General features: G+C 71.9%; 18 protein-coding genes and 2 tRNA genes. 16 read left to right on the top strand and 4 right to left on the bottom strand.

Translation table 11 applies throughout. The features are described from left to right. Positions 1-39 precede the first annotated feature (39 nt). Positions 40-2,091, bottom strand: a complete 2,052-nt coding sequence (locus ACZ4M5_RS05950) for a hypothetical protein (protein WP_467733514.1) — start codon at positions 2,089-2,091, stop codon at positions 40-42. A 344-nt stretch (positions 2,092-2,435) separates the two neighbouring features. On the opposite strand from ACZ4M5_RS05950, the gene proB reads away from it, so the two are divergent. The 5 genes from proB to ACZ4M5_RS05925 all read left to right on the top strand — a co-directional run bounded on the left by proB (position 2,436) and on the right by ACZ4M5_RS05925 (position 7,422). Further along, positions 2,436-3,542 (top strand): glutamate 5-kinase, encoded by a 1,107-nt coding sequence (gene proB / locus ACZ4M5_RS05945; protein ID WP_467734253.1) that lies wholly within the window; start codon positions 2,436-2,438, stop codon positions 3,540-3,542. Positions 3,543-3,676: 134 nt separating this feature from the next. Further along, a complete protein-coding gene (locus tag ACZ4M5_RS05940) occupies positions 3,677-4,135 on the top strand; it encodes a hypothetical protein (protein ID WP_467734251.1) in 459 nt (152 codons plus the stop codon). 73 nt (positions 4,136-4,208) lie between these two features. After that, positions 4,209-5,495 (top strand): glutamate-5-semialdehyde dehydrogenase, encoded by a 1,287-nt coding sequence (locus ACZ4M5_RS05935; RefSeq protein ID WP_467733512.1) that lies wholly within the window; start codon positions 4,209-4,211, stop codon positions 5,493-5,495. 191 nt (positions 5,496-5,686) lie between these two features. Beyond that, positions 5,687-6,262 carry an SCO2584 family spore wall biosynthesis protein gene (locus ACZ4M5_RS05930; protein WP_467733510.1) on the top strand — a complete coding sequence of 192 codons (576 nt, stop codon included), beginning with the start codon at positions 5,687-5,689 and terminating at the stop codon, positions 6,260-6,262. Positions 6,263-6,351: 89 nt separating this feature from the next. Continuing rightward, positions 6,352-7,422, top strand: coding sequence for an SCO2583 family membrane protein (locus ACZ4M5_RS05925; protein ID WP_467733508.1), 1,071 nt, complete (start codon positions 6,352-6,354; stop codon positions 7,420-7,422). 36 nt (positions 7,423-7,458) lie between these two features. Here ACZ4M5_RS05925 and ACZ4M5_RS05920 read toward each other — a convergent pair whose 3' ends face one another. After that, positions 7,459-8,583 (bottom strand): M48 family metallopeptidase, encoded by a 1,125-nt coding sequence (locus ACZ4M5_RS05920; RefSeq protein ID WP_467733506.1) that lies wholly within the window; start codon positions 8,581-8,583, stop codon positions 7,459-7,461. 123 nt (positions 8,584-8,706) lie between these two features. Between ACZ4M5_RS05920 and ACZ4M5_RS05915 the strand changes: the two genes are divergently transcribed. The 10 genes from ACZ4M5_RS05915 (at position 8,707) to ACZ4M5_RS05870 (ending at position 13,925) form a co-directional block, all read left to right on the top strand. Further along, positions 8,707-8,868, top strand: a complete 162-nt coding sequence (locus tag ACZ4M5_RS05915) for a hypothetical protein (protein WP_369195683.1) — start codon at positions 8,707-8,709, stop codon at positions 8,866-8,868. 164 nt (positions 8,869-9,032) lie between these two features. Then, the gene (locus tag ACZ4M5_RS05910) at positions 9,033-9,197 is read left to right on the top strand and encodes a hypothetical protein (protein ID WP_003990192.1); all 165 of its coding nucleotides are present in this window, start codon (positions 9,033-9,035) and stop codon (positions 9,195-9,197) included. A gap of 85 nt (positions 9,198-9,282) precedes the next feature. Next, positions 9,283-10,029, top strand: a complete 747-nt coding sequence (gene nadD / locus ACZ4M5_RS05905) for a nicotinate-nucleotide adenylyltransferase (RefSeq protein WP_467733503.1) — start codon at positions 9,283-9,285, stop codon at positions 10,027-10,029. A gap of 16 nt (positions 10,030-10,045) precedes the next feature. Continuing rightward, complete coding sequence (locus tag ACZ4M5_RS05900; protein ID WP_467733501.1) at positions 10,046-11,740, top strand: LCP family protein; 1,695 nt, start codon at positions 10,046-10,048, stop codon at positions 11,738-11,740. A gap of 125 nt (positions 11,741-11,865) precedes the next feature. Further along, positions 11,866-12,312 (top strand): ribosome silencing factor, encoded by a 447-nt coding sequence (gene rsfS / locus ACZ4M5_RS05895; RefSeq protein ID WP_376323015.1) that lies wholly within the window; start codon positions 11,866-11,868, stop codon positions 12,310-12,312. Then, the gene (locus ACZ4M5_RS05890; RefSeq protein ID WP_467734249.1) at positions 12,303-12,974 is read left to right on the top strand and encodes a histidine phosphatase family protein; all 672 of its coding nucleotides are present in this window, start codon (positions 12,303-12,305) and stop codon (positions 12,972-12,974) included. Before rsfS ends, ACZ4M5_RS05890 begins: the two co-directional genes overlap by 10 nt. A gap of 75 nt (positions 12,975-13,049) precedes the next feature. Further along, a tRNA-Ala gene (locus ACZ4M5_RS05885) sits at positions 13,050-13,122 on the top strand. 201 nt (positions 13,123-13,323) lie between these two features. After that, positions 13,324-13,497: a hypothetical protein gene (locus ACZ4M5_RS05880; protein ID WP_383509898.1), complete on the top strand. Its 174-nt coding sequence runs from the start codon at positions 13,324-13,326 to the stop codon at positions 13,495-13,497. A 3-nt stretch (positions 13,498-13,500) separates the two neighbouring features. Next, positions 13,501-13,734, top strand: coding sequence for a hypothetical protein (locus tag ACZ4M5_RS05875; RefSeq protein ID WP_006136074.1), 234 nt, complete (start codon positions 13,501-13,503; stop codon positions 13,732-13,734). A 118-nt stretch (positions 13,735-13,852) separates the two neighbouring features. Beyond that, positions 13,853-13,925: transfer RNA gene (locus ACZ4M5_RS05870), tRNA-Ala, on the top strand. A 126-nt stretch (positions 13,926-14,051) separates the two neighbouring features. Here ACZ4M5_RS05870 and ACZ4M5_RS05865 read toward each other — a convergent pair. Then, positions 14,052-15,659, bottom strand: a complete 1,608-nt coding sequence (locus ACZ4M5_RS05865) for an NADH-ubiquinone oxidoreductase-F iron-sulfur binding region domain-containing protein (RefSeq protein ID WP_467733498.1) — start codon at positions 15,657-15,659, stop codon at positions 14,052-14,054. Then, the gene (locus tag ACZ4M5_RS05860; protein ID WP_467733496.1) at positions 15,656-16,915 is read right to left on the bottom strand and encodes a cytochrome b/b6 domain-containing protein; all 1,260 of its coding nucleotides are present in this window, start codon (positions 16,913-16,915) and stop codon (positions 15,656-15,658) included. The genes ACZ4M5_RS05865 and ACZ4M5_RS05860 overlap by 4 nt, the downstream gene beginning before the upstream one ends. 468 nt (positions 16,916-17,383) lie before the next feature. Here ACZ4M5_RS05860 and leuS point away from each other — a divergent pair, with 468 nt between their 5' ends. Then, complete coding sequence (gene leuS / locus ACZ4M5_RS05855) at positions 17,384-20,257, top strand: leucine--tRNA ligase (RefSeq protein WP_467733494.1); 2,874 nt, start codon at positions 17,384-17,386, stop codon at positions 20,255-20,257. The last annotated feature ends 152 nt before the right edge of the window (positions 20,258-20,409 follow it).

Genomic DNA, 20,409 nt, shown 5'->3' with positions numbered 1-20,409 from the left:
CATCGCCGGCGACCCCCGCGGTGGCTCTCCCGCCGCCCGTCAGCGCGGTGCGGTGGACACGGTCGGCTCGGTGCGCTGGCCCGGCAGTTCCGCCGCCAGCCGCTCCGTCGTCAGCCGCTCCGCCACCCGGGCCCGGTGCTCCCGGGCCTCCTCGCACAGCGCCTGCACGGCCGCGTTGAAGCGCTCCTGCGACGAGGGCTCGGCAGGACCCAGCAGCCGCAGCTTCAACGCGGCGCGGGCCTCGGCCAGTTCGTCCCTCTCCGGGTGCCGGACCGTCTCCAGCAGCGCGGGCACGCCCGTCGCGTCCGGGGTCAGCACCGTCGCCGCGGCCACCGTCGGGAACGCCGTACGGAAGACGTCCTCGGGCAGTCCGCTGGTGTTGGCGACCGCGTACGGCTTCTCGCTCGCCAGGAAGTCGCTGATCACGCTCGACACATCGCTGATCAGCAGGTCGGCCACGTTGAAGCAGGAGTACAGCGTGGGCCGGGCGTCCGTGATGATCTGGTGCTCACCGGCCGGCAGCGAGGCCCAGTACGCCTCCTCCCACGCGGCCGTCGCCCGCCGCACCGCCGCGGCACGGCCCGGCTCGGGTGCCGACTGCACGAGCATCCGCTCCGCCACGTCGGCCGCGGACCGGAACACCGAGGTGGTGAGCCGCTCCAGCTCGGCCGTCATTCGCGCCAGTTCACCGGCGGACCGCGGCTGGGTCTGCTGCCGCTGCCGGTTCGCGGCGCGGATCAGCTCGCGGATGCGCAGGTCGGCGGCGCCCGCGCGCGGGTCCACCGAGCCCGTCAGCGGGTGCGGCTTGTACAGCAGCCGCACGCCCGGGTCCGCCAGCAGCGCCCGCACCAGGTTCTCCCCGGCCGCGACCACGGAGGTGTTGCCGGGGTTGCCGTCCCAGCCCTCCCAGGTCGGGGCGTACAGGACGGTCGTGTACGCGCCCTTCGGCGCGCCCGCGTGCGGCAGCACGCCGTCCAGCTGCGGGCGGCCGGTCTCCACCACGTCCTTGTCCTCGACGCCGACCTCGGCCAGGGCGTACCGCTCGCGCGCCGCGGGCCCGGCCACCCACACCTCGTCGTACGCCTTCGCGTACGGGTTGCACGAGGAGAGCTTGTCGCTCTCGCCGTGGTTGACGAAGGTGTGCCGTATCGTCGGGATGCGCAGCACCTGGGAGGTCTTGCCCGAGTTGGAGGGGTGGATGAGGACCTGGAGCGTGGAGTGCTCCAGCCGCATCAGCGTGGACACCTTCGGCAGGCACACGATCGGGATGTCCGTGGCCGCGATCTTCTGCACCATGAACCGCTCACGCAGCACGATGATCGGCTTGCCCTCGATGTGGGCGAGGGGCTCCAGCCACATGTTCGCCTGGTAGGCGGAGGAGACCCCGCCGGAGAAGTACAGCCCGGCGGTCGGCCGGTACTCCGCCAGCCACTGGTCGAACCACGCCAGCACCTCCTCCTCGCCGGCCGGCCGGCGGCTCGGCAGCAGCCGGAGCAGCAGCGCGCAGAGGCCGCCCAGGGCGAGGACCAGCGAGAGGGCGATGCCCACCGCGGCGTACACCGGGTCGTCGCCCGGTACGGCGGCCAGCAGGCCCGCCGTCGCGGGCAGGCCGAACAGCAGCAGCCGCTTGCCGGGGCGGCGCAGCACCGCGGCCGGGGCCGGGGACAGCCGCAGGGCGGAGGCGTCTATGTTCCGGGTCACCACCGGCAGGGTGCGGGTGCGCCGCACCAGGACCGAGACCGCCTGCACCGCGAAGTGCAGCACGTAGAACAGCAGCAGCCCGGCCACGAGCGGGGCGTAGACCGTCTCCCGGTCCTGCTCGCCGAGCCGCAGCAGGCCCACGACGAGCAGCAGGTCCCGCAGGACGTGCCGTACGGTGATGTCCGCGTGGGACTTGGCGAACAGCGACTGAACCCCGCGCTGCCACTTGTACAGCACCACCTCCACCGCCAGGGAGAGGGCGGTGGAGGCGAGCAGCAGCGGCACGTTGGGCAGCAGAGCGGCGACCGCCTGCGCGGCGAAGGCTGCGGCCAGGGCGACGGCCGCCAGCCCCTTGGACAGGGCAGGCGGACGAGGGAGAGATAGGGGCACTGCGGTCACTCCAGATGCGTCGGTTCGGCGCACATCGGCCGTCCGGGTTAACGCGCGGCTGTCTCCCGACGACACGTGCGTGCCGTCTGAGTGTAGGGAGCCGTGCCCAGGGACCGTAGCGGAAGATTGCGCAGCTGTCGTCATCGGGGTATGGAGATCGTGGTCACGTCAGCCGGGACGCACCGTCCGCAGCGTGGACCGGCGAGGCGACCCGCCCTGTCGTCCCGTAGATTCCGTGGTGGGAAACCGGAGGACTTCGCTGGTGGGACGGCGGAGAATCCCCCGGTGAGGGACCGACGCGGCGCGAGGGGACGGACCGGGACGTGACAGGGGCAAGGCAGGCCGTGGGCGAGGCCCGAAGGATCGTCGTCAAGGTCGGGTCCTCCTCGCTGACCACCGCCTCGGGCGGCCTGGACGCGGACCGGGTGGACGCGCTGGTCGACGTCCTGGCCAAGGTCCGCAGCGGTGGGGAGCGCGAGATCGTCCTGGTCTCCTCCGGTGCCATCGCCGCCGGTCTCGCCCCGCTCGGCCTGCGCCGCCGCCCCAAGGACCTGGCCCGCCAGCAGGCGGCGGCCAGCGTCGGCCAGGGCCTGCTGGTCGCCCGCTACACCGCCTCCTTCGCCCGCTACGGCGTGCGCGTCGGCCAGGTGCTGCTGACCAGCGACGACATGAGCCGCCGCGCCCACCACCGCAACGCCTCGCGCACCCTGGACAAGCTGCTGGCGATGGGCGCCTTCCCGATCGTCAACGAGAACGACACCGTCGCCACGGACGAGATCCGCTTCGGCGACAACGACCGTCTGGCCGCCCTCGTCGCCCATCTCGTCCACGCCGACCTGCTGGTCCTGCTGTCCGACGTGGACGGCGTCTACGACGGCGACCCGGCCAGGCCCGGCACCTCCCGCATCGCCGAAGTACGCGACCCCGCCGACCTCGCCCACGTCGAGATCGGCAGCGCGGGCCGGGCCGGTGTCGGCACCGGCGGCATGGTCACCAAGGTCGAGGCCGCCCGGATCGCGGCCGCCGCCGGGGTGCCCGTCGTCCTGACCAGCGCCGTCCACGCCGCCGACGCGCTGGCCGGGCAGGACACCGGCACCTACTTCCACCCCACCGGCAGGCGCTCCGCCGACCGGCTGCTGTGGCTCCAGCACGCCTCCACCCCGCAGGGCGCGCTCACCCTGGACGACGGCGCCGTGCAGGCCGTCGTGGACCGCCGCAAGTCGCTGCTGCCCGCCGGCATCGCCGCCGTCGAGGGCGACTTCAGCGCCGGCGACCCGGTCGAGCTGCGCGACGCCGCGGGGCACGCCGTGGCCAGGGGACTGGTCAACTTCGACGCCAAGGAGATCCCGCGGCTCATCGGCCGCTCCACCCGGGAGCTGGCCCGGGACCTCGGCCCCGCGTACGAACGCGAGGTCGTACACAGGGACGACCTGGTGGTCCTGCACCCGTAATGTTCCGAAACGTCCGCCCCCGGTGGTGGACGTTCCGCAAAACCGCCCCACGAGCCCTTGCGGCCTGCTCAACTTTGTCTCGGGGAACTGTCCCGCAGCATCGCCACTGAGCGAAGGAGGCCGTCGTGAGACGAGTGCGCCCGGGGGCCACCGTGTCCCGTGGTGGTGCCGGCTCCCGCACGGCCGGTGAGGAGCGCGCCCTGACCAGCGTGGCGGCCGGAGACCGGTTCGACGGGGAGCAGCCCGCGGACACCGCGCGCCTGTGGCACGTCACCCTCAGCGTCTCCGGCAAGCAGGCCCCGCTGCCCGAGGTCCGGCGCGCCCTGGAGCAGCTCGCCCACGACCACCCCTTCCTCCTCACCAGCCGCTACGCCGTCGACCACGCGGAGATCCGCTACTGGGAGGAGGCCCGCGACCTGCACGACGCGGCAGCGGTGGCCCTGCGCCTGTGGGGCGAGCACCGGCAGACCGCCGGACTGCCGCCCTGGGAGATCGTCGGCCTGGAGGTCATCGACCGGGCCACCTACCACCAGCGCGTCGCCGAGGGCTACGGCCCGCCGCCCGCCTCGCCCGTGGGCATCCACCCGTTCTGACGGCCGTCCGGGGAGCGTCTCGGGCTGTGGAACGTGCCGTGAACCGGCGCCTTCGGCGCACTACCCTTCCCTCATGACCACGCTCTCTCCGTACGACTCCATGTCCCCGGTCACCGAGGCCGCCTACCGGGCCAAGGCCGCCGCCGCGTCCCTCGCGCCGCTGCCGCGGGCCGACAAGGACGACGCGCTGCTCGCCATCGCGGACGCGCTGGAGGTCCGCACGAGCGAGATCGTGGAGGCCAACGCCGAGGACGTCACCCGGGCCCGTGAGGCCGGCGTCGCCGAAGGCATGATCGACCGGCTCACCCTCACCCCCGAGCGGGTCCGCTCCATCGCCTCCGACGTGCGCGACGTCGCCGCCCTGCCCGACCCGGTCGGCGAGGTCGTCCGCGGCTCCACGCTGCCCAACGGCATCGACCTGCGCCAGGTCCGCGTCCCCCTCGGCGTCGTCGGCATCATCTACGAGGGCCGGCCCAACGTCACCGTCGACGCCGCAGCCCTGTGCCTGAAGTCCGGCAACGCCGTCCTGCTGCGGGGCTCCTCCTCTGCGTACCGGTCGAACACCGCCCTCGTGCGGGTCCTGCGCGACGCCGTGGGCGGAGCCGGGCTGCCCGCGGACGCCGTCCAGCTCGTGCCCGGCGAGAGCCGCGACAGCGTGCGCGAGCTGATGCGCGCCCGCGGCCTGGTCGACGTGCTCATCCCGCGCGGCGGCGCCTCCCTGATCAACACGGTCGTCCAGGAGTCCGTCGTCCCCGTCATCGAGACCGGCACCGGGAACTGCCACGTCTACGTCGACGCCCAGGCCGACCTCGACATGGCCGTCGAGATCCTGATCAACTCCAAGGCCCAGCGGGTCGGCGTCTGCAACGCCGCCGAGACCCTGCTGGTCCACCAGGACATCGCCGCCGCGTTCCTGCCCCGCGCCCTGGACGCCCTCGCGGAGGCCGGGGTCACCGTGCACGCCGACGAGCGCGTGCGGGCCCACGCCCAGGACACCAAGGCCACCGTCGTCGAGGCGACGGCCGAGGACTGGGAGACGGAGTACCTGTCGTACGACATCGCCGCGGCCGTCGTGGACTCCCTCGACAAGGCCGTGGAGCACATCCGGCTGTGGACCTCCGGCCACACCGAGGCCATCGTGACGACCTCCCAGCAGGCCGCCCGCCGCTTCACCCAGCTGGTCGACTCCACCACCGTCGCCGTGAACGCCTCCACCCGCTTCACCGACGGCAGCCAGTTCGGCTTCGGCGCCGAGATCGGCATCTCCACGCAGAAACTGCACGCCCGCGGCCCGATGGGCCTGCCGGAGCTCACCAGCACGAAGTACATCGTGACCGGCGACGGCCACGTGCGGCGCTGACCCGAACGGCGTAACGGGGTATGCGGATCCCCGCATACCCGCCGGGGACCGCTCGGGGCGGCGTACACGCGTGGCACGGGCGCTGACCGGCCGGACGCACGCCGCCCGGCGCCCCGCGCGACCCGTCCCGCGGGGCGGACGAATGTGCATACCGTCTGCCCAAAGCGACCCCCCAGGTCTACTCTGGATCCGTGCCGGAGGACGTGGGGGGCACGCCGTTTCCGGACGGCCGGGAGCCCGACGACGACCACGACCGCGGGGTGTCGGACGAAGAGTTCGCCTCCGTGGTCTTCGACGAGGCCTTCGTACGCGCGGCCGTGGTGCACGAGCCGACCGCCGTCGAACGTCTCCTGGCCGCAGCCCAGGCCAGAGCCGAGGCCTCCGAGGCGGAGGCCCGCCGCGCCCACGCCAGAGGCGAGCGCTACGACGACGGGTTCGGCCCGGACGCCCACCGCGCGATCGGCCGTGATCCCGGCCTGGGCGAGTTCGACGACCCGGACGTCCTCGAGGACCACCACCGCCACCCCGGGCCCTACTCCAGGCAGGTCCGCTGGCACCGGCCCGTCGCCTGGGTACTCGCCCTCGTGATGGGCGTCGGCATGGTCGCCCTGGCCTTCACGGCCGTCTACCGCGGAGCCTCCGCCAACCACGACGAGCCCCTGCCCCCGCCCACGTCGACCGGACCGGAGCAGGGCAGCGGGGCCGCCCCCTCCGCATCCGCCGACCACTCGCGGCCGGCCATGTCGGTGATCCCGCGCACCCCCTGACCGAAACCCGCCCGTCTTGGTGAGAACCTGTCAGAACTTGTGGAGCAACCCGGCGTTTACCCGGGCGCCGCGGAACCTACAGTGAAGATATGGGCGGGCCTGGCAACCCACCTGAGGGCACTCCCGAGGGCGTTCCCGGAGGTGGCGAGGACGAGTACCGATCCGTCGTCTTCGACGAGTCGTTCGTCCGCGCTGCCCGCCTCCAGGAGTTCTCCGCCCAGGAGCGCATCGCCGACCACTCGCCCGCCGTACGCCGCCGCCCGCCCGTGCGCCGGGGCCTGTCCCGGCAGGCGCTGGTGCTGGTCGTGCTCATCGCCGTCGCCTTCGGCACCGCCCTCTACATGGGCGTCCGCCACCCCTACCAGACCCCGGCCGCCCGTCAGCCCGGCGAGCCGCTGCGGATGACCGTCATCCCGCTCGCACCCGAGGACGAGGTGCCCGGCACGGCCGACCCGGCGTACCTGTACGCCCACAGCCCCGCCGCGCAGTTCAAGTCCGGCGCGGAGGGCGTACCGCTGCCGGCCTCGCGGCGCACCGCGCACTTCTCCGACAGCCAGGTCGTCGCCGCCCTGACCACGGCCAAGGACTACATCGTCCGCTCCGCCCTCGACCCGGAAGTGCTCAGCGGGCGCGAGGTGCGCTCCGTGCGGGTCCTGCTCGACCCCGACCAGCTGGGGCAGTTCGACCAGAGCTTCGCCCGCCCGACCGCCGACGGACGGCACGCCCCCACCGGCTGGCTGGTCCGCTTCGACCCCTCCCGCGCCGAACTGGCCGAGCGGGAGGTCCGGGTGCAGGGCACCCTGCAGGCCGCCGAGACCGACTCCTCCACGCTGGAGGTCACCAGCGACCACACCTTCGTCTACGCCCTGCGCCCGGCGGGGGCCGCGGCCGAGAACGAGGTGTCCCTGTTCACCCTCCGACGCGAGCTGCAGTTCCGCTTCGACCGCGACGACCTGCGCCTGCACCAGGCCCGGCTCGTGGTCTCCTACGTCCAGGCCGGCCCGCTGTCCTGCGCCGAGGACTCCGCGAACTACCTCCGCCCCCTGCTGGCCGGCCAGACGGCCAAGGAGGGCGGACCCGCGGGCACCGACCCCTACGCGACGGGCAGCGCGACCGCTCTGTGCGGCTCCCTGGCGACCAGCGCGCAGCCGAAGGTCTGACCCGGCCGCGCCGGGCCAGAGCCGCCGACCGGACCGCTATCTGCCGTCGCCCGGCGGGCGGTCGTCACCGGGCGTGTCCGACGAGCCGGGCGCGTCCGTGTCGCGGGGCGGCCGCTGGGCCGAACCGGTGAAACCGCCGAAGCCGCGACGGACCCGGTCGCCCAGGTCGCCGGCGCCGCCCGCGAGGTCCGTGACCAGCTTCATCAGCGGGTCCTTGGAGTTCTTCACGCTGCTGCCGTAGTGGTTCGCCGACTCGCGCCAGGAGTCACGGACCGAGGTGTCCCCGTCGTCCTCGCGGCGGGCGTAGTGGCCGTCCATGAGCCGCTGGAAGTCCCGCGACGCCGCCCACTTCTTCAGCTCGGCCGCGCGCACGGTGGTGAAGGGGTGGGAGCGGGGCAGCACGTTCAGGATCTTCAGCACCGAGTCGCGCAGATCGCCACCGGCCTCGTACTCCTCGGCCTGGGCGAGGAAGGCGTCCACGTTCATCTCGTGCAGGTGGTTGCCGCCGGCGATCTTCATCAGGCCGCGCATGGACGCCTGCAGGTCCTGCCCCACCAGCAGCCCCGCCCGGTCCGCCGACAGCTCCGACTTGCGGAACCACTCGCGCAGCCCGGTCACGATCGCCATGATCGCGAGATTGCCCAGCGGGATCCAGGCGACCCGGACGGCCAGGCTGGTCAGGAACAGCAGGATCGTCCGGTAGACCGAGTGGCCGGACAGCGCGTGCCCGACCTCGTGGCCGACGACGGCCCGCATCTCCTCCTCGTCCAGCAGCTCGACCAGGCCCGTCGTGACGACGATGATCGGCTCGTCCAGGCCGATGCACATCGCGTTGGGCTGCGGGTCCTGCGTCACGTACATCGGCGGGACCTTCTCCAGGTCCAGGATGTAGCAGGCGTCCCTCAGCATCACGTTCAGATGCGAGAACTGCTGATCGGAGACGCGTACCGAGTCGGACAGGAACAGCAGCCGCAGACTGCGCTCGGGCAGCAGGCCGCTGAGGGCCTTGAACACCGTGTCGAAGCCGCTGAGCCTGCGCAGCGCCACCAGGGCGGAGCGGTCGGCGGGGTGCTCGTAGGCACGTGAGGAGATGCCGGGGAAGCGCCTGCGCTGCCTGCCGGGCACGTGCTCGTGCCCGTGGTGCTCGTGGCCGTCGGACATGTCTTCCCCCATGCGTCTGTATGGCCTTTGCCGCACCTTGTGCGGCCCTTTGCCCTCCCTGGGCGGAGCCCAGCCTAGGCGGAGTTACCGTGGTCGGGCAGTACAGCGAAGGGAACCACCGCCATGGAGCACCACCTCGCGGCCGCCTGGCTCGCGCAGGCCGCGAACACCGCCGACGGACGAGGGGGACCGGGGATCCTCCGCGTCGTGCTCCTGGTGATGCTCGTGGGCTCCGCGCTGACCGCGTGGTTCCTGCTGCGTGGCTACAGACACAAGGACGACTGAGCGATCGGGAAGGTTCCCCGCCGGGCGCGGGCGGCGGCACCGGCGGCGCAGGCGCGGGGCGTCCGGGGCACCGACAGGCGGAGTCGGGGTGATCGCGGCGGGGGCTCCCGCTTACGATGAGCCGACGTCTTTATCCCGCCCACACGCGATAGGTCCTGCCGAAGATGAGCTTCCACAGCACCGCTGCCCAGTTGGTCACCCTCGCCGCCGAGGGCGAGGAGCACGGCGGAAACCACGAGAGCCTGAGCCCCTACCTCACCGGTGGCGGCGCCCTGTTCATCCTGCTGCTCCTGCTGTGGATCACCACCCGCTTCAACCGCGACCGCTGAGCCCGGCCGGGCGCCCCCCGCGGGGCGCCCCGGGGAGCACGGGGGCGGCCGGAGCCCTCGGGCGGGGCCGGTAGGGTCTGCTCGCATGGGAGAGCAGGACATGCCTACCGGTCCGGCGAACGAGACGCCGCACGACCCGGCAACGGACACGGCGAGCGGCACCGAGCGGCACCCGGACGAGCCGCGCCGTGCCGCCGGGACGGCGCGCCGGGCCGCCGGCCCCGGCACGAGCCCGTCGCGGCCCGGCAAGCGCAGGCTCGGTGTCATGGGCGGCACCTTCGACCCGATCCACCACGGGCACCTGGTGGCCGCCAGTGAGGTCGCCGCGGCGTTCCACCTCGACGAGGTGGTCTTCGTGCCGACCGGGCAGCCCTGGCAGAAGAGCCACCGCAGCGTCTCGCCGGCCGAGGACCGTTACCTGATGACGGTCATCGCGACCGCCGAGAACCCGCAGTTCTCCGTCAGCCGCATCGACATCGACCGCGGCGGCCCCACCTACACCGTGGACACCCTGCGGGACCTGCGCGCCCTCAACCCGGACACGGACCTGTTCTTCATCACCGGCGCCGACGCGCTCGCCCAGATCCTCACCTGGCGGGACTCGGCGGAGCTGTTCTCCCTGTCGCACTTCATCGGGGTGACCCGCCCGGGTCACCAGCTGGACGACCCCGGACTCCCCGAGGGCGGCGTCTCGCTGGTGGAGGTCCCCGCGCTGGCCATCTCCTCCACCGACTGCCGCGCGAGAGTCGCCAAGGGCGACCCGATCTGGTACCTGGTGCCCGACGGAGTCGTGCGCTATATCGACAAGCGCGAGCTGTACCGCGGCGAGTGAGCCGAGAGGGGCACCGGTGAACGACCGATACGACGCGGGGGCCGCCGACCACGGCGCCGGCCCGTACGAGCTCGTCGGCTACGACGAGTACGGCCGGCCCGTCTACCGGCACGTCCAGACCCAGCAGCACACCTACGACCCGTACGCCCACCAGGACCAGCAGGGCTACGGCTACGACCCCTACGGCACCGGCGGCCATCAGCCCCCGGCCGCGTACGACCAGGGCGCGGCCCCCACGTACCCGCAGGGTCACGGCTACGACCCGTACGGCGCCACGGGGCAGCACGATCCGTACGGCTCCACCGGGCAGCACGACCCGTACGGCGGGCAGGGCCACACCGCCCAGCAGACGTCACAGCAGCCCGTGCAGCAGACCGCACACATCCCGCAGCAGGCCGGTCCGGCCGGGCGCGAGGAGACCGACGAGCCGCAACGGGAGTACCACACCGAGCAGTTCGCCTTCGTCGAGGAACCGGACGACAACTCCGAAGACGTCATCGACTGGCTGAAGTTCACGGAGAACCGCACCGAGCGGCGCGAGGAGGCCCGGCGCCGCGCGCGCAGCCGGATCGTCGCCCTGACCGTCGTCCTGGCGCTGGTCGCGGCCGGCGGCGTCGGCTGGCTCTGGTACGCGGGCAAGCTGCCCGGCCTGTCCTCCGGCGACTCCGGCACCGGCACCACCACGGCGGCCGGGGCCCAGAAGCGCGACGTGATCGTCGTCCACCTGCACGACACGAAGGGCGGCGGCACCTCCACGGCCCTCCTCGTCGACAACACCACCGCCCACCGGGGCACCACCGTCCTGCTGCCCAACTCGCTCGCCCTGAGCGGTGAGGACGGCACCACGACGACCCTGGCCAAGTCGGTGGACGACGACGGCTCCGACGGCACCCGCGAGGCGCTGGACACGGTGCTCGGCACCGACATCGAGGGCACCTGGCGCCTGGACACCCCGTACCTGCAGAACCTCGTCGACCTCGTCGGCACCATCGACACCGACACCGACACCGACGTGCCGGACCCGGCCGCGAAGAAGAAGGGCGAGGCCCCCCTGGTCCACCGGGGAACGGACCAGACCCTCAGCGGCAAGGCGGCCGTCGCCTACGCCACCTACCGCGCACCCGGCGAGTCCGAGACCGCGCAGCTCAAGCGGTTCGGCCAGGTCATGCAGGGGGTGCTGCGCAAGCTCTCCTCCGACCCGGGGGCCGCGACCACCACCATCCAGACGCTGGCGCAGATCCTCGACCCGTCCCTGACCGACAAGGACCTCGGCACCTTCCTCGCCGGGCTCTCCGACCTCGCCAAGGGCGGCGACTACCGGACCGACCTGCTGCCCGTCCAGGGCGACGGCACGCTCGGCGCCCAGGCCGGCGCGAAGATCGTCCGGGAGGTCCTCGGCGGCACGGCCAAGAGCCCGGACAAGGACGCCGCCACGACCGTCTCCGTGCAGAACGCCACCGGTGTGAAGGACAACACGGAGAAGGCCCGCGTCGTCCTGCTCAACGGCGGCTTCACCTTCCTGGAGGGCGGCACGGCGACCGCCCGTGCCACGTCGAAGGTCGTGTACGCCGACGCCGCCGGCAAGGAGCACGCCACCGAGGTCGCCAAGACCCTGGGCCTGCCCGCGAGCTCCGTCGCCAAGGGCGAGACCCCCGCGAGCGCGGACGTCGCCGTGCTCCTCGGCCAGGACTACGAACCGTCGTCCGGCTGACGCGGAAGTGACGAGGGTGGGCCGTGACAGCGGGCCCTCCGTGCGATCCGTCGTGAGCGCGTGGGGGGCCCGCTGTCGTCCGTGAGACCCTTGAGGACAAGTGTCCGCCGACGGAAAGCCTTGCAGTGACCGTGACCGACCGCTCCCAGGAGCTCATCAACACCGCCGCCCAGGCGGCCGCAGACAAGCTGGCCCACGACATCGTCGCCTACGACGTGAGTGACGTGCTCTCCATCACGGACGCCTTCCTGCTGGCCTCCGCGCCCAACGACCGCCAGGTCAAGGCCATCGTCGACGAGGTCGAGGAGCGGCTGTCCAAGGAACTCGGCGCCAAGCCGGTGCGCCGCGAGGGCGACCGGGAGGCCCGCTGGGTCCTGCTCGACTACGTCGACATCGTCGTGCACGTCCAGCACAGCGAGGAGCGCGTCTTCTACGCCCTGGAGCGGCTGTGGAAGGACTGCCCCGAGCTGGAGCTGCCCGAGGACGCCCGGGCCACCCGCGGCAAGGCCGAGGAGCACGCCAAGCTGCAGGCGGCCGAGGAGGCGGCGGAGCTGGACGGTGACTGGCGGTGAGCGCCGCCGGTGAGGCCGGCAGGCCGGGCCGCGGCCGCCGCATCATCCTGTGGCGGCACGGCCAGACCTCCTGGAACGTGGAGCGCCGCTTCCAGGGCAGCACGGACGTCGAGCTCACCGAGACCGGTGTCGGCCAGGCGCGCCGCGCGGCCCGTCTGCTGGCCTCGCTGAAGCCGGACGCGATCGTCGCGTCCGACCTGAGGCGCGCGGCGGCGACGGCCGCCGAGCTCGCCGTGCTCACCGGCCTCGACGTCGCCCACGACGAGGGGCTGCGCGAGACCTACGCGGGCGTCTGGCAGGGCCTGACGCACGACGAGATCATCAACCGGCACGGCGACGAGTACGCCGCGTGGAAGCGCGGTGAACCCGTACGCCGCGGCGGCGGGGAACTGGAGACCGAGGTGGCCGACCGGGCCGCCCCCGTGGTGCTCCGGCACGTCGACAAGCTCCCCGAGGACGGCACGCTCGTCGTGGTCAGCCACGGCGGCACCATCCGCACCACGATCGGCCGTCTGCTGGGGCTGGACGCGCACCACTGGGAGAGCCTGGGCGGCCTGTCCAACTGCTGCTGGTCCGTGCTCGGCGAAGGCGCCCGCGGCTGGCGGCTGCTGGAGCACAACGCCGGCACCCTGCCGGAGCCGGTGCTCGGAGACGACGACTGACCCCGGATTTCACTTTCCGGCAGGTCGCAGGCTAAAGTTCTTCTTGTTCGCCCCGCCAGCGGGGAGAGAACACCAGGGGCTATAGCTCAGTTGGTAGAGCGCCTGCATGGCATGCAGGAGGTCAGGAGTTCAATTCTCCTTAGCTCCACATCAAGATCCCGTTCCCGCCAGGGGGCGGGATTTTTCATGCGCGCGGTTGAGTCGTCCGGGCCGCTCCGGGCGTATACCTCTACAGCCCCGCCGGGGTGCCGTGTCCGGACTGGTACTGAGGCGTCGCTGACCGTATTGGTCCGGCCGTGGCAGAATCAAACGGCCGGAAGGGGGCGCGACCCGACGGGAGGGAGTAGCGATGCCTGCGAGCATCCTCGAGGAGGCCGACCACCTCCTCGGCTCAGCGGTGCCACCGGTGATGTCCACCCGCCTCAGCTGCCCTTCCTGCGGATCCGCGCATGTGGCCCAGATGCTCGGCGACAACGGCGGTATCTCCTACGTGTGCACGGCCTGCGGCCACAGCTGGAGCTGATCGATGGGTGCACACAGGCGGAAGTGCGACTGGTGCGGCAGCGGCACGCCGATCGTCCGCGACATGGAACCGATCAATCCCGACTACCAGTACTGGTGCGAGGAATGCGCGCGGGCGCTGATCATAAAGGGCGACCCGATCGAGACGTACCGCGAACTGGAGGGTGAGCCGATCTACGGCCGGCTCCTGGAGGAGCACTGCACCCTCAAGCGGTTCTACTCGTTCGTGACGGCCTGAGCGGCGACAGGTTGGCAAATCGGTCATATCGGGCGCGGCGCAACCGATTTGGTGTTGGGCCCGCAGGACCAGTAATGTTGGCGTCGCCGCCGGGGAAACCCGGGGGGCAACACCGCAAGGGGCTATAGCTCAGTTGGTAGAGCGCCTGCATGGCATGCAGGAGGTCAGGAGTTCAATTCTCCTTAGCTCCACAGCAGATGAGAAGGCGGGTCATCCGAATGGATGGCCCGCCTTCTTGTCGTCCGTGGCAACCGGCGTCCGTGGCGTCCGTGCGGCTGCGGGCGGGGACTCCGGTGGGAGCCCGCCCGCAGCCGTGCTCAGCGGCCCAGGGCGCGGCGGCCGCGGCCCTGGGAGAGGACCGGCAGGTTGCGGGAGGGGGCCTGGCCGCGCGTGTCCTCCTCGATGCGCAGGGCCAGCGCCGGGCAGCGGCGCACCGCGCGTAGAGCCTTGGCCTCGGCGTACCGCGGCACCTGCGCCTGTGCCACCGTCGGGAAGCCGTCGGCGCCCAGCTGGAACACCTCGGGCAGGATGTCCGCGCACAGGCCGTGGCCCCGGCACAGCGTCCAGTCCACGAAGATCTTCTGGCGGCTGGGGCCGTTCTCCTCCGACTCCCCGCCCGGGATGCCCGTCGGGCCCCTGCCCCCCTCGAAGAGCGGCAGGACGCCCTCCACACGCCGTCCGCAGCCGTTGCCGAGGACGTGGGCGGCCAGGTCGTCCGTGAACGCCTTGATGGTCGACTCCAGGAACATCGCGGAGCCGTCGGGGTGCGAACAGGCCCCGCGCCGCTTCACGTTCTTGGCGACCTGCTTGAGGGCCTCCAGGGCCGCCGGTCCGCCGCCGTTGAGGATGTCCTCCAGACCGCGCGCCGCCGCCGGCAGGCCGAGGTAGCAGGGGCCGCACTGGCCCGCGCTCTCCTCGGCCAGCCACTGGGCGACCCGCAGCGACTCGCCCAGCGGACAGGTGTCCTGACTGATCGGCAGGATGGCCCCGGCGCCGAGGGAACCGCCCACCGCGTCCAGGGAGTTGCGGGAGACGATCGCCTCGTTGACCGTCGCCGCGTCGATCCACTTGCCGTGGTAGCCGCCGGTGAGCACGCCCTGCGGGACCGGCGGCGCCCCGGCCAGCTGCAGGACGTAGCGCAACGGCACGCCCGTGGGGACCTCGATCACCATGGGCCGCGCGACCGCCCCGGAGACCGTCAGCATGACGGTGCCCGGCTCGTCGTACAGGCCGGTGTTGCCGTAGCGCTCCGGGCCGATGCGGGCGGCGATGGCCAGCTGGGCGAAGGTCTCGGCGTTGGACAGCAGGGTGGGCGCGCCGCCGACGCCGTTCTGCGAGGCGCTGACCTTGCGGCCGGGCGGGACGGCGGGGCCGCCGTCGATCGAGCGGATCAGCGACGCGGCGGCGCCGGTGACCATGCGGACCGGGTTGCGCTGCACGCGGGCACGCAGGGCCGACCTGCGGCCGTTGCTGAGACCGCGCTCGGCCAGGGCGGCCTCCATGGAGCGCTGCGTCGACTCACGGGTGACCCCCACCACGAGCGTGCGGGCACCCAGGGCCTCGGCGCACAGCAGCGCACCGTCCAGGATGAGGTGCGGGGCACGGTTGATCAGCACCGTGTCCTTGCGGCAGGCCGGTTCGTCCTCGCTGCCGTTGACGACGACGACCGGCCGGACGCCGCGCTTGATCGCCGCCTCGGCGACCGAGCGCAGCTTCTTGTGGAAGGGGAAGCCCGCGCCGCCGCGGCCCTTCAGGTTGATGCGTTCGGCGAGTTGCGCGAGCTGCTCACCGCCCATCGGTTCGAGCGGCCCGTGCACCTTCAGGTGCATGGGCAGATCGAGTCGATCGACAAGGTCGAAGCCCGACGTGAGCTGGGGAAGTCCGACCACGCGGACTTCGGGAACGTCGGGCAGGGCCTCGTTCACTTAAAGCCTCCGGAAGGCGTGTTCCAAGGTTCGCCCGATCCCGGTGCGTCGAAGTCGTAGGACGCACCGGGCAGTGTTTCAGTGGCGGGACCGCTGTTGTACGTGTCGTCCGGGTAGTACGTGTCGCGCGGGGTGTTCGTCTCACCCGTGTCGTACACATCACTCGATCCGTAGCCACCCGTGCCGGGATTGCCGTAGGCCGGGATGCTTTGTCCGGTGTCCTGCAGGGGGTCGTAAGGCGGGATGTTGAAGCCCGTGTCCTGGAGCGGGTCGTAGGCCGACGGCGGGGCCTCGCCGACCGGGGGCGGGGACGGTATCGGCCAGTTGCCCGAGGTGCTGGAGGGGCCGTCCACGGTGGGGACGACCTGGGTGGGCTGCAGGTCCAGCGGCAGTTCCATGCTGGTGGTCGGTCCCGGGGCGAAGGCCTGGCGGCCCAGGGGAGGGGCCGAGACCGCGCGGTAGGCCGCGGCGAAGCCGCCCGTGGACTCCTGCGGCGAGGGGCGCTCCGCCTGCTCGAAGCGCGGCGCGGACGCCTCCCGCCCGGCGCCGGCCTTGCGGCCCTCGTAGCCGGGCAGTGCGGAGCCGCCGGCCGCCCGGGCCCGGCTCTCCTCCAGGTTTCTGCGGCCCTGGCCCTCGCCCGGGCCGATCAGGGCGGCGAACCGGTCGGCGACCTTGCGCTTCACCGGGCGCGGGGCGGCCCGCAGGGCGAGGGCGGCGGTCACACCGGCCAGGGACAGGCCGTACAGGACGACGAAGACCGGCTTGGCCGCGCGACCCGCGTAGAGGCCGTGCACGAGGGCGGCGCACCAGGCCGGGTAGGCCAGCATGTGCATGGCGCGCCAGCGGGCCGCGACGGGCGCGGGAGAGGCGAAGCGGTTGCGCAGTGCGCCGGTGATCCCCACGAAGATCATGAGCAGTCCCGCCAGGGTGCCCAGACCGATCAGGAACGCCCGGCCGGTGACCAGCTCTTCGTCGGTGAGGAGCAGCCCGAAGGGGATCACGGCGGCGATCCACGAGGTGTGGGCCAGGGCCAGCTTCACCCCGATGTGCACCAGCAGGAAGACGATCGAGGCGACGGCCGTGGTCCGGTGCACGGCCTGCGCCAGGATGCGCCTGCGCGCGTCGAGCAGGATCCGGTCCTGGGCGACCAGGCCCCAGATCACCGAGCACGACAGGCACACGAGGGAGAGCACACCGGCGCCGAAGTTCAGGAACTCGGCGAACGAGTCGTCTGCCGTGGAGTCGTAGGGGTTCACGACCGGCCTCCCCACGTCCCGGTGACCGGGTGTGGCGAGTTGATACTGCGAAGAGGGTTCATGGGGGCAACTCCGAGCGGTTCGGGAAAGCAGCGGTCCCGTGCCGCACTCTAAGCGGAGCCATACCGATCGGTAGCAGGTTTGAGTTATTGCGTTGTTATCAAAGGACAATGTGGTCGTTGTGATGCCCCATAGCGTCTGTTACGCGAAGTAACTATTGACCATGGTTCAGCCTTTCGCCTGCCGAGGGGCCCTCGACAAGCGCGTCGCGGCGCGCTGAGGGCCTGCGGTACCCTGACGCCATGCGTGCCGTACGCCTTCTGCTTAGCGGGCCGCGCTGATCAGTCCCGGCCACCGGACGAAACGAGTGGCCGGAATCGGCGCGGCGTCCCCTCCTGTGCGAGGGGATTTTTCGTTTCTCGAACCAGACAGCCGCAGGCAGAGACGATCGATGGAGCTTTGAGGATCATGAGCGAGACGAACCCCGCCGCCGCCTCCGAGGTGGCGGCGCCGCACCGCTACACGGCTGCCATGGCTGCCGACATCGAGGCGCGCTGGCAGGACTTCTGGGACGCGGACGGCACCTACGCGGCGCCCAACCCCACGGGCGACCTGGCCGGCGCCCCGGAGGCCGTCGCCCGGCCCAAGAAGTTCATCATGGACATGTTCCCGTACCCGTCCGGTGCGGGCCTGCACGTCGGCCACCCCCTGGGCTACATCGCCACGGACGTCTTCGCCCGCTTCCAGCGGATGACCGGCCACAACGTCCTGCACACCCTGGGCTTCGACGCCTTCGGCCTGCCCGCCGAGCAGTACGCGGTGCAGACCGGCACGCACCCGCGCGTGTCCACCGAGGCCAACATGGAGAACATGAAGGCCCAGCTGCGCCGGCTGGGCCTGGGCCACGACAAGCGCCGCTCGTTCGCGACGATCGACCCGGACTACTACAAGTGGACCCAGTGGATCTTCCTGCAGATCTTCAACTCCTGGTACGACCAGGACGCCCGCCGGGCCCGCCCGATCACCGAGCTGGTCGCCGAGTTCGAGTCCGGTGAGCGGCCCGTACCGGGGCACACGCGCGCGTGGAGCGAGCTGAACGCCGCCGAGAAGGCCGACGTCCTGAGCGAGTTCCGGCTGGCCTACGCCTCCGACGCGCCGGTCAACTGGTGCCCCGGGCTGGGCACCGTGCTGGCCAACGAGGAGGTCACCGCCGAGGGCCGCTCCGAGCGCGGCAACTTCCCGGTCTTCAAGGCGAAGCTGCGCCAGTGGAACATGCGCATCACGGCCTACGCCGACCGGCTGCTGGAGGACCTGGACGCACTGGACTGGCCCGAGGCCATCAAGCTGCAGCAGCGCAACTGGATCGGCCGCAGCGAGGGTGCCCGCGTCGACTTCCCCATCGACGGCGAGCGCATCACCGTCTTCACCACCCGGCCCGACACCCTGTTCGGCGCCACCTACATGGTGCTGGCGCCCGAGCACCCGCTGGTCGAGAAGTTCACCCCGGCCGCCTGGCCGGAGGGCACCCACGCGGTGTGGACCGGCGGCCACGCGACCCCGGCCGAGGCCGTCGCCGCCTATCGCGCGCAGGCCGCGTCCAAGTCCGACGTGGAGCGCCAGGCCGAGGCCAAGGACAAGACCGGCGTCTTCATCGGCGCCTACGCGACCAACCCGGTCAACGGCGAGCAGGTCCCGGTCTTCATCGCCGACTACGTGCTGATGGGCTACGGCACCGGCGCGATCATGGCCGTGCCGGCCGGCGACCAGCGCGACTTCGAGTTCGCGCGCGCCTTCGAGCTGCCGATCCACTGCATCGTCGAGCCCACCGACGGCCGCGGCACGGACACCGCCACGTGGGAGAACGCCTTCTCCTCCCACGACGCCAGGATCATCAACTCGTCCAACGACCAGGTCAGCCTGGACGGCCTGGGCGTCGCCGAGGCCAAGGCGCGCATCACGGAGTGGCTGGAGCGGACCGGCGCCGGCGAGGGCACCGTCAACTTCCGCCTGCGCGACTGGCTGTTCAGCCGCCAGCGCTACTGGGGCGAGCCCTTCCCGATCGTCTACGACGAGGACGGCATCGCCCACGCGCTGCCCGAGTCGATGCTGCCGCTGGAGCTGCCCGAGGTCGAGGACTACAGCCCCCGCACCTTCGACCCGGACGACGCCGACACCCAGCCCGAGACGCCGCTGTCGCGCAACGAGGACTGGGTCAACGTCACGCTGGACCTGGGCGACGGCCCGAAGAAGTACCGCCGTGAGACCAACACCATGCCCAACTGGGCCGGTTCCTGCTGGTACGAGCTGCGCTACCTGGACCCGCACAACAGCGAGCGCCTGGTCGACCCCGAGATCGAGCAGTACTGGATGGGCCCGCGCGAGGGCATGCCGCACGGCGGTGTCGACCTGTACGTCGGCGGCGCCGAGCACGCCGTGCTGCACCTGCTGTACGCCCGCTTCTGGTCCAAGGTGCTGTACGACCTGGGCCACGTCTCCTCCGCCGAGCCGTTCCACAAGCTGTTCAACCAGGGCATGATCCAGGCCTACGTGTACCGCGACAGCCGTGGCATCGCGGTGCCGGCCGCCGAGGTCGAGGAACGCGACGGCGCCTACTGGTACCAGGGCGAGAAGGTCTCCCGGCTGCTGGGCAAGATGGGCAAGTCCCTGAAGAACGCCGTCACGCCCGACGAGATCTGCGCCGAGTACGGAGCCGACACCCTGCGCCTGTACGAGATGGCGATGGGCCCGCTGGACGTCTCGCGGCCGTGGGACACGCGCGCGGTGGTCGGCCAGTTCCGGCTGCTGCAGCGGCTGTGGCGCAACATCGTCGACGAGGCGACCGGCGAGGTCACCGTCGTCGACGCCGAGCCGGACGAGGACACGCTGCGCGCCCTGCACAAGGCGATCGACGGGGTGCGCGGGGACCTGGAGGGCATGCGGTTCAACACCGCCATCGCCAAGGTCACCGAACTGAACAACCACCTGACCAAGACGGGCGGGGCCGTGCCGCGCCAGGTCGCCGAGCCGCTGGTGCTGATGATCGCGCCGCTGGCCCCGCACATCGCCGAGGAGCTGTGGCGCAGGCTGGGCCACACCGACTCGGTGGTCCACCGGGACTTCCCGGTGGCCGACCCGGCGTACGTCGTCGACGAGACCGTGACCTGCGTGGTGCAGATCAAGGGCAAGGTCAAGGCGCGGCTGGAGGTGCCGCCGTCGATCTCCGACGACGAGCTGGAGAAGGTCGCGCTGGCGGACGAGAAGGTGGTCGCCGCGCTGGGCGGCGCCGGGATCCGCAAGGTCATCGTGCGCGCGCCGAAGCTGGTGAACATCGTCCCGGCGTGAGCGCCCGGGCTCCGCGGCAGCCACGGGGATGACCTGCCGGTGATCCCCTATTGGTCCCCTAAGGGCAGGTTCGGGGTTCTTCTGGAACTCCGGGCCTGCCTGTTGCGTTTACCGTGGAGAGCGATGTGAGGTGTGCCGCGGCGCCCTGAGGA

This window comes from Streptomyces sp. NPDC026246, from assembly GCF_055567995.1.
The sequence above is the reverse complement of the archived record's forward strand: the minus strand, read 5'-3'. Positions and strand labels throughout refer to the sequence as shown.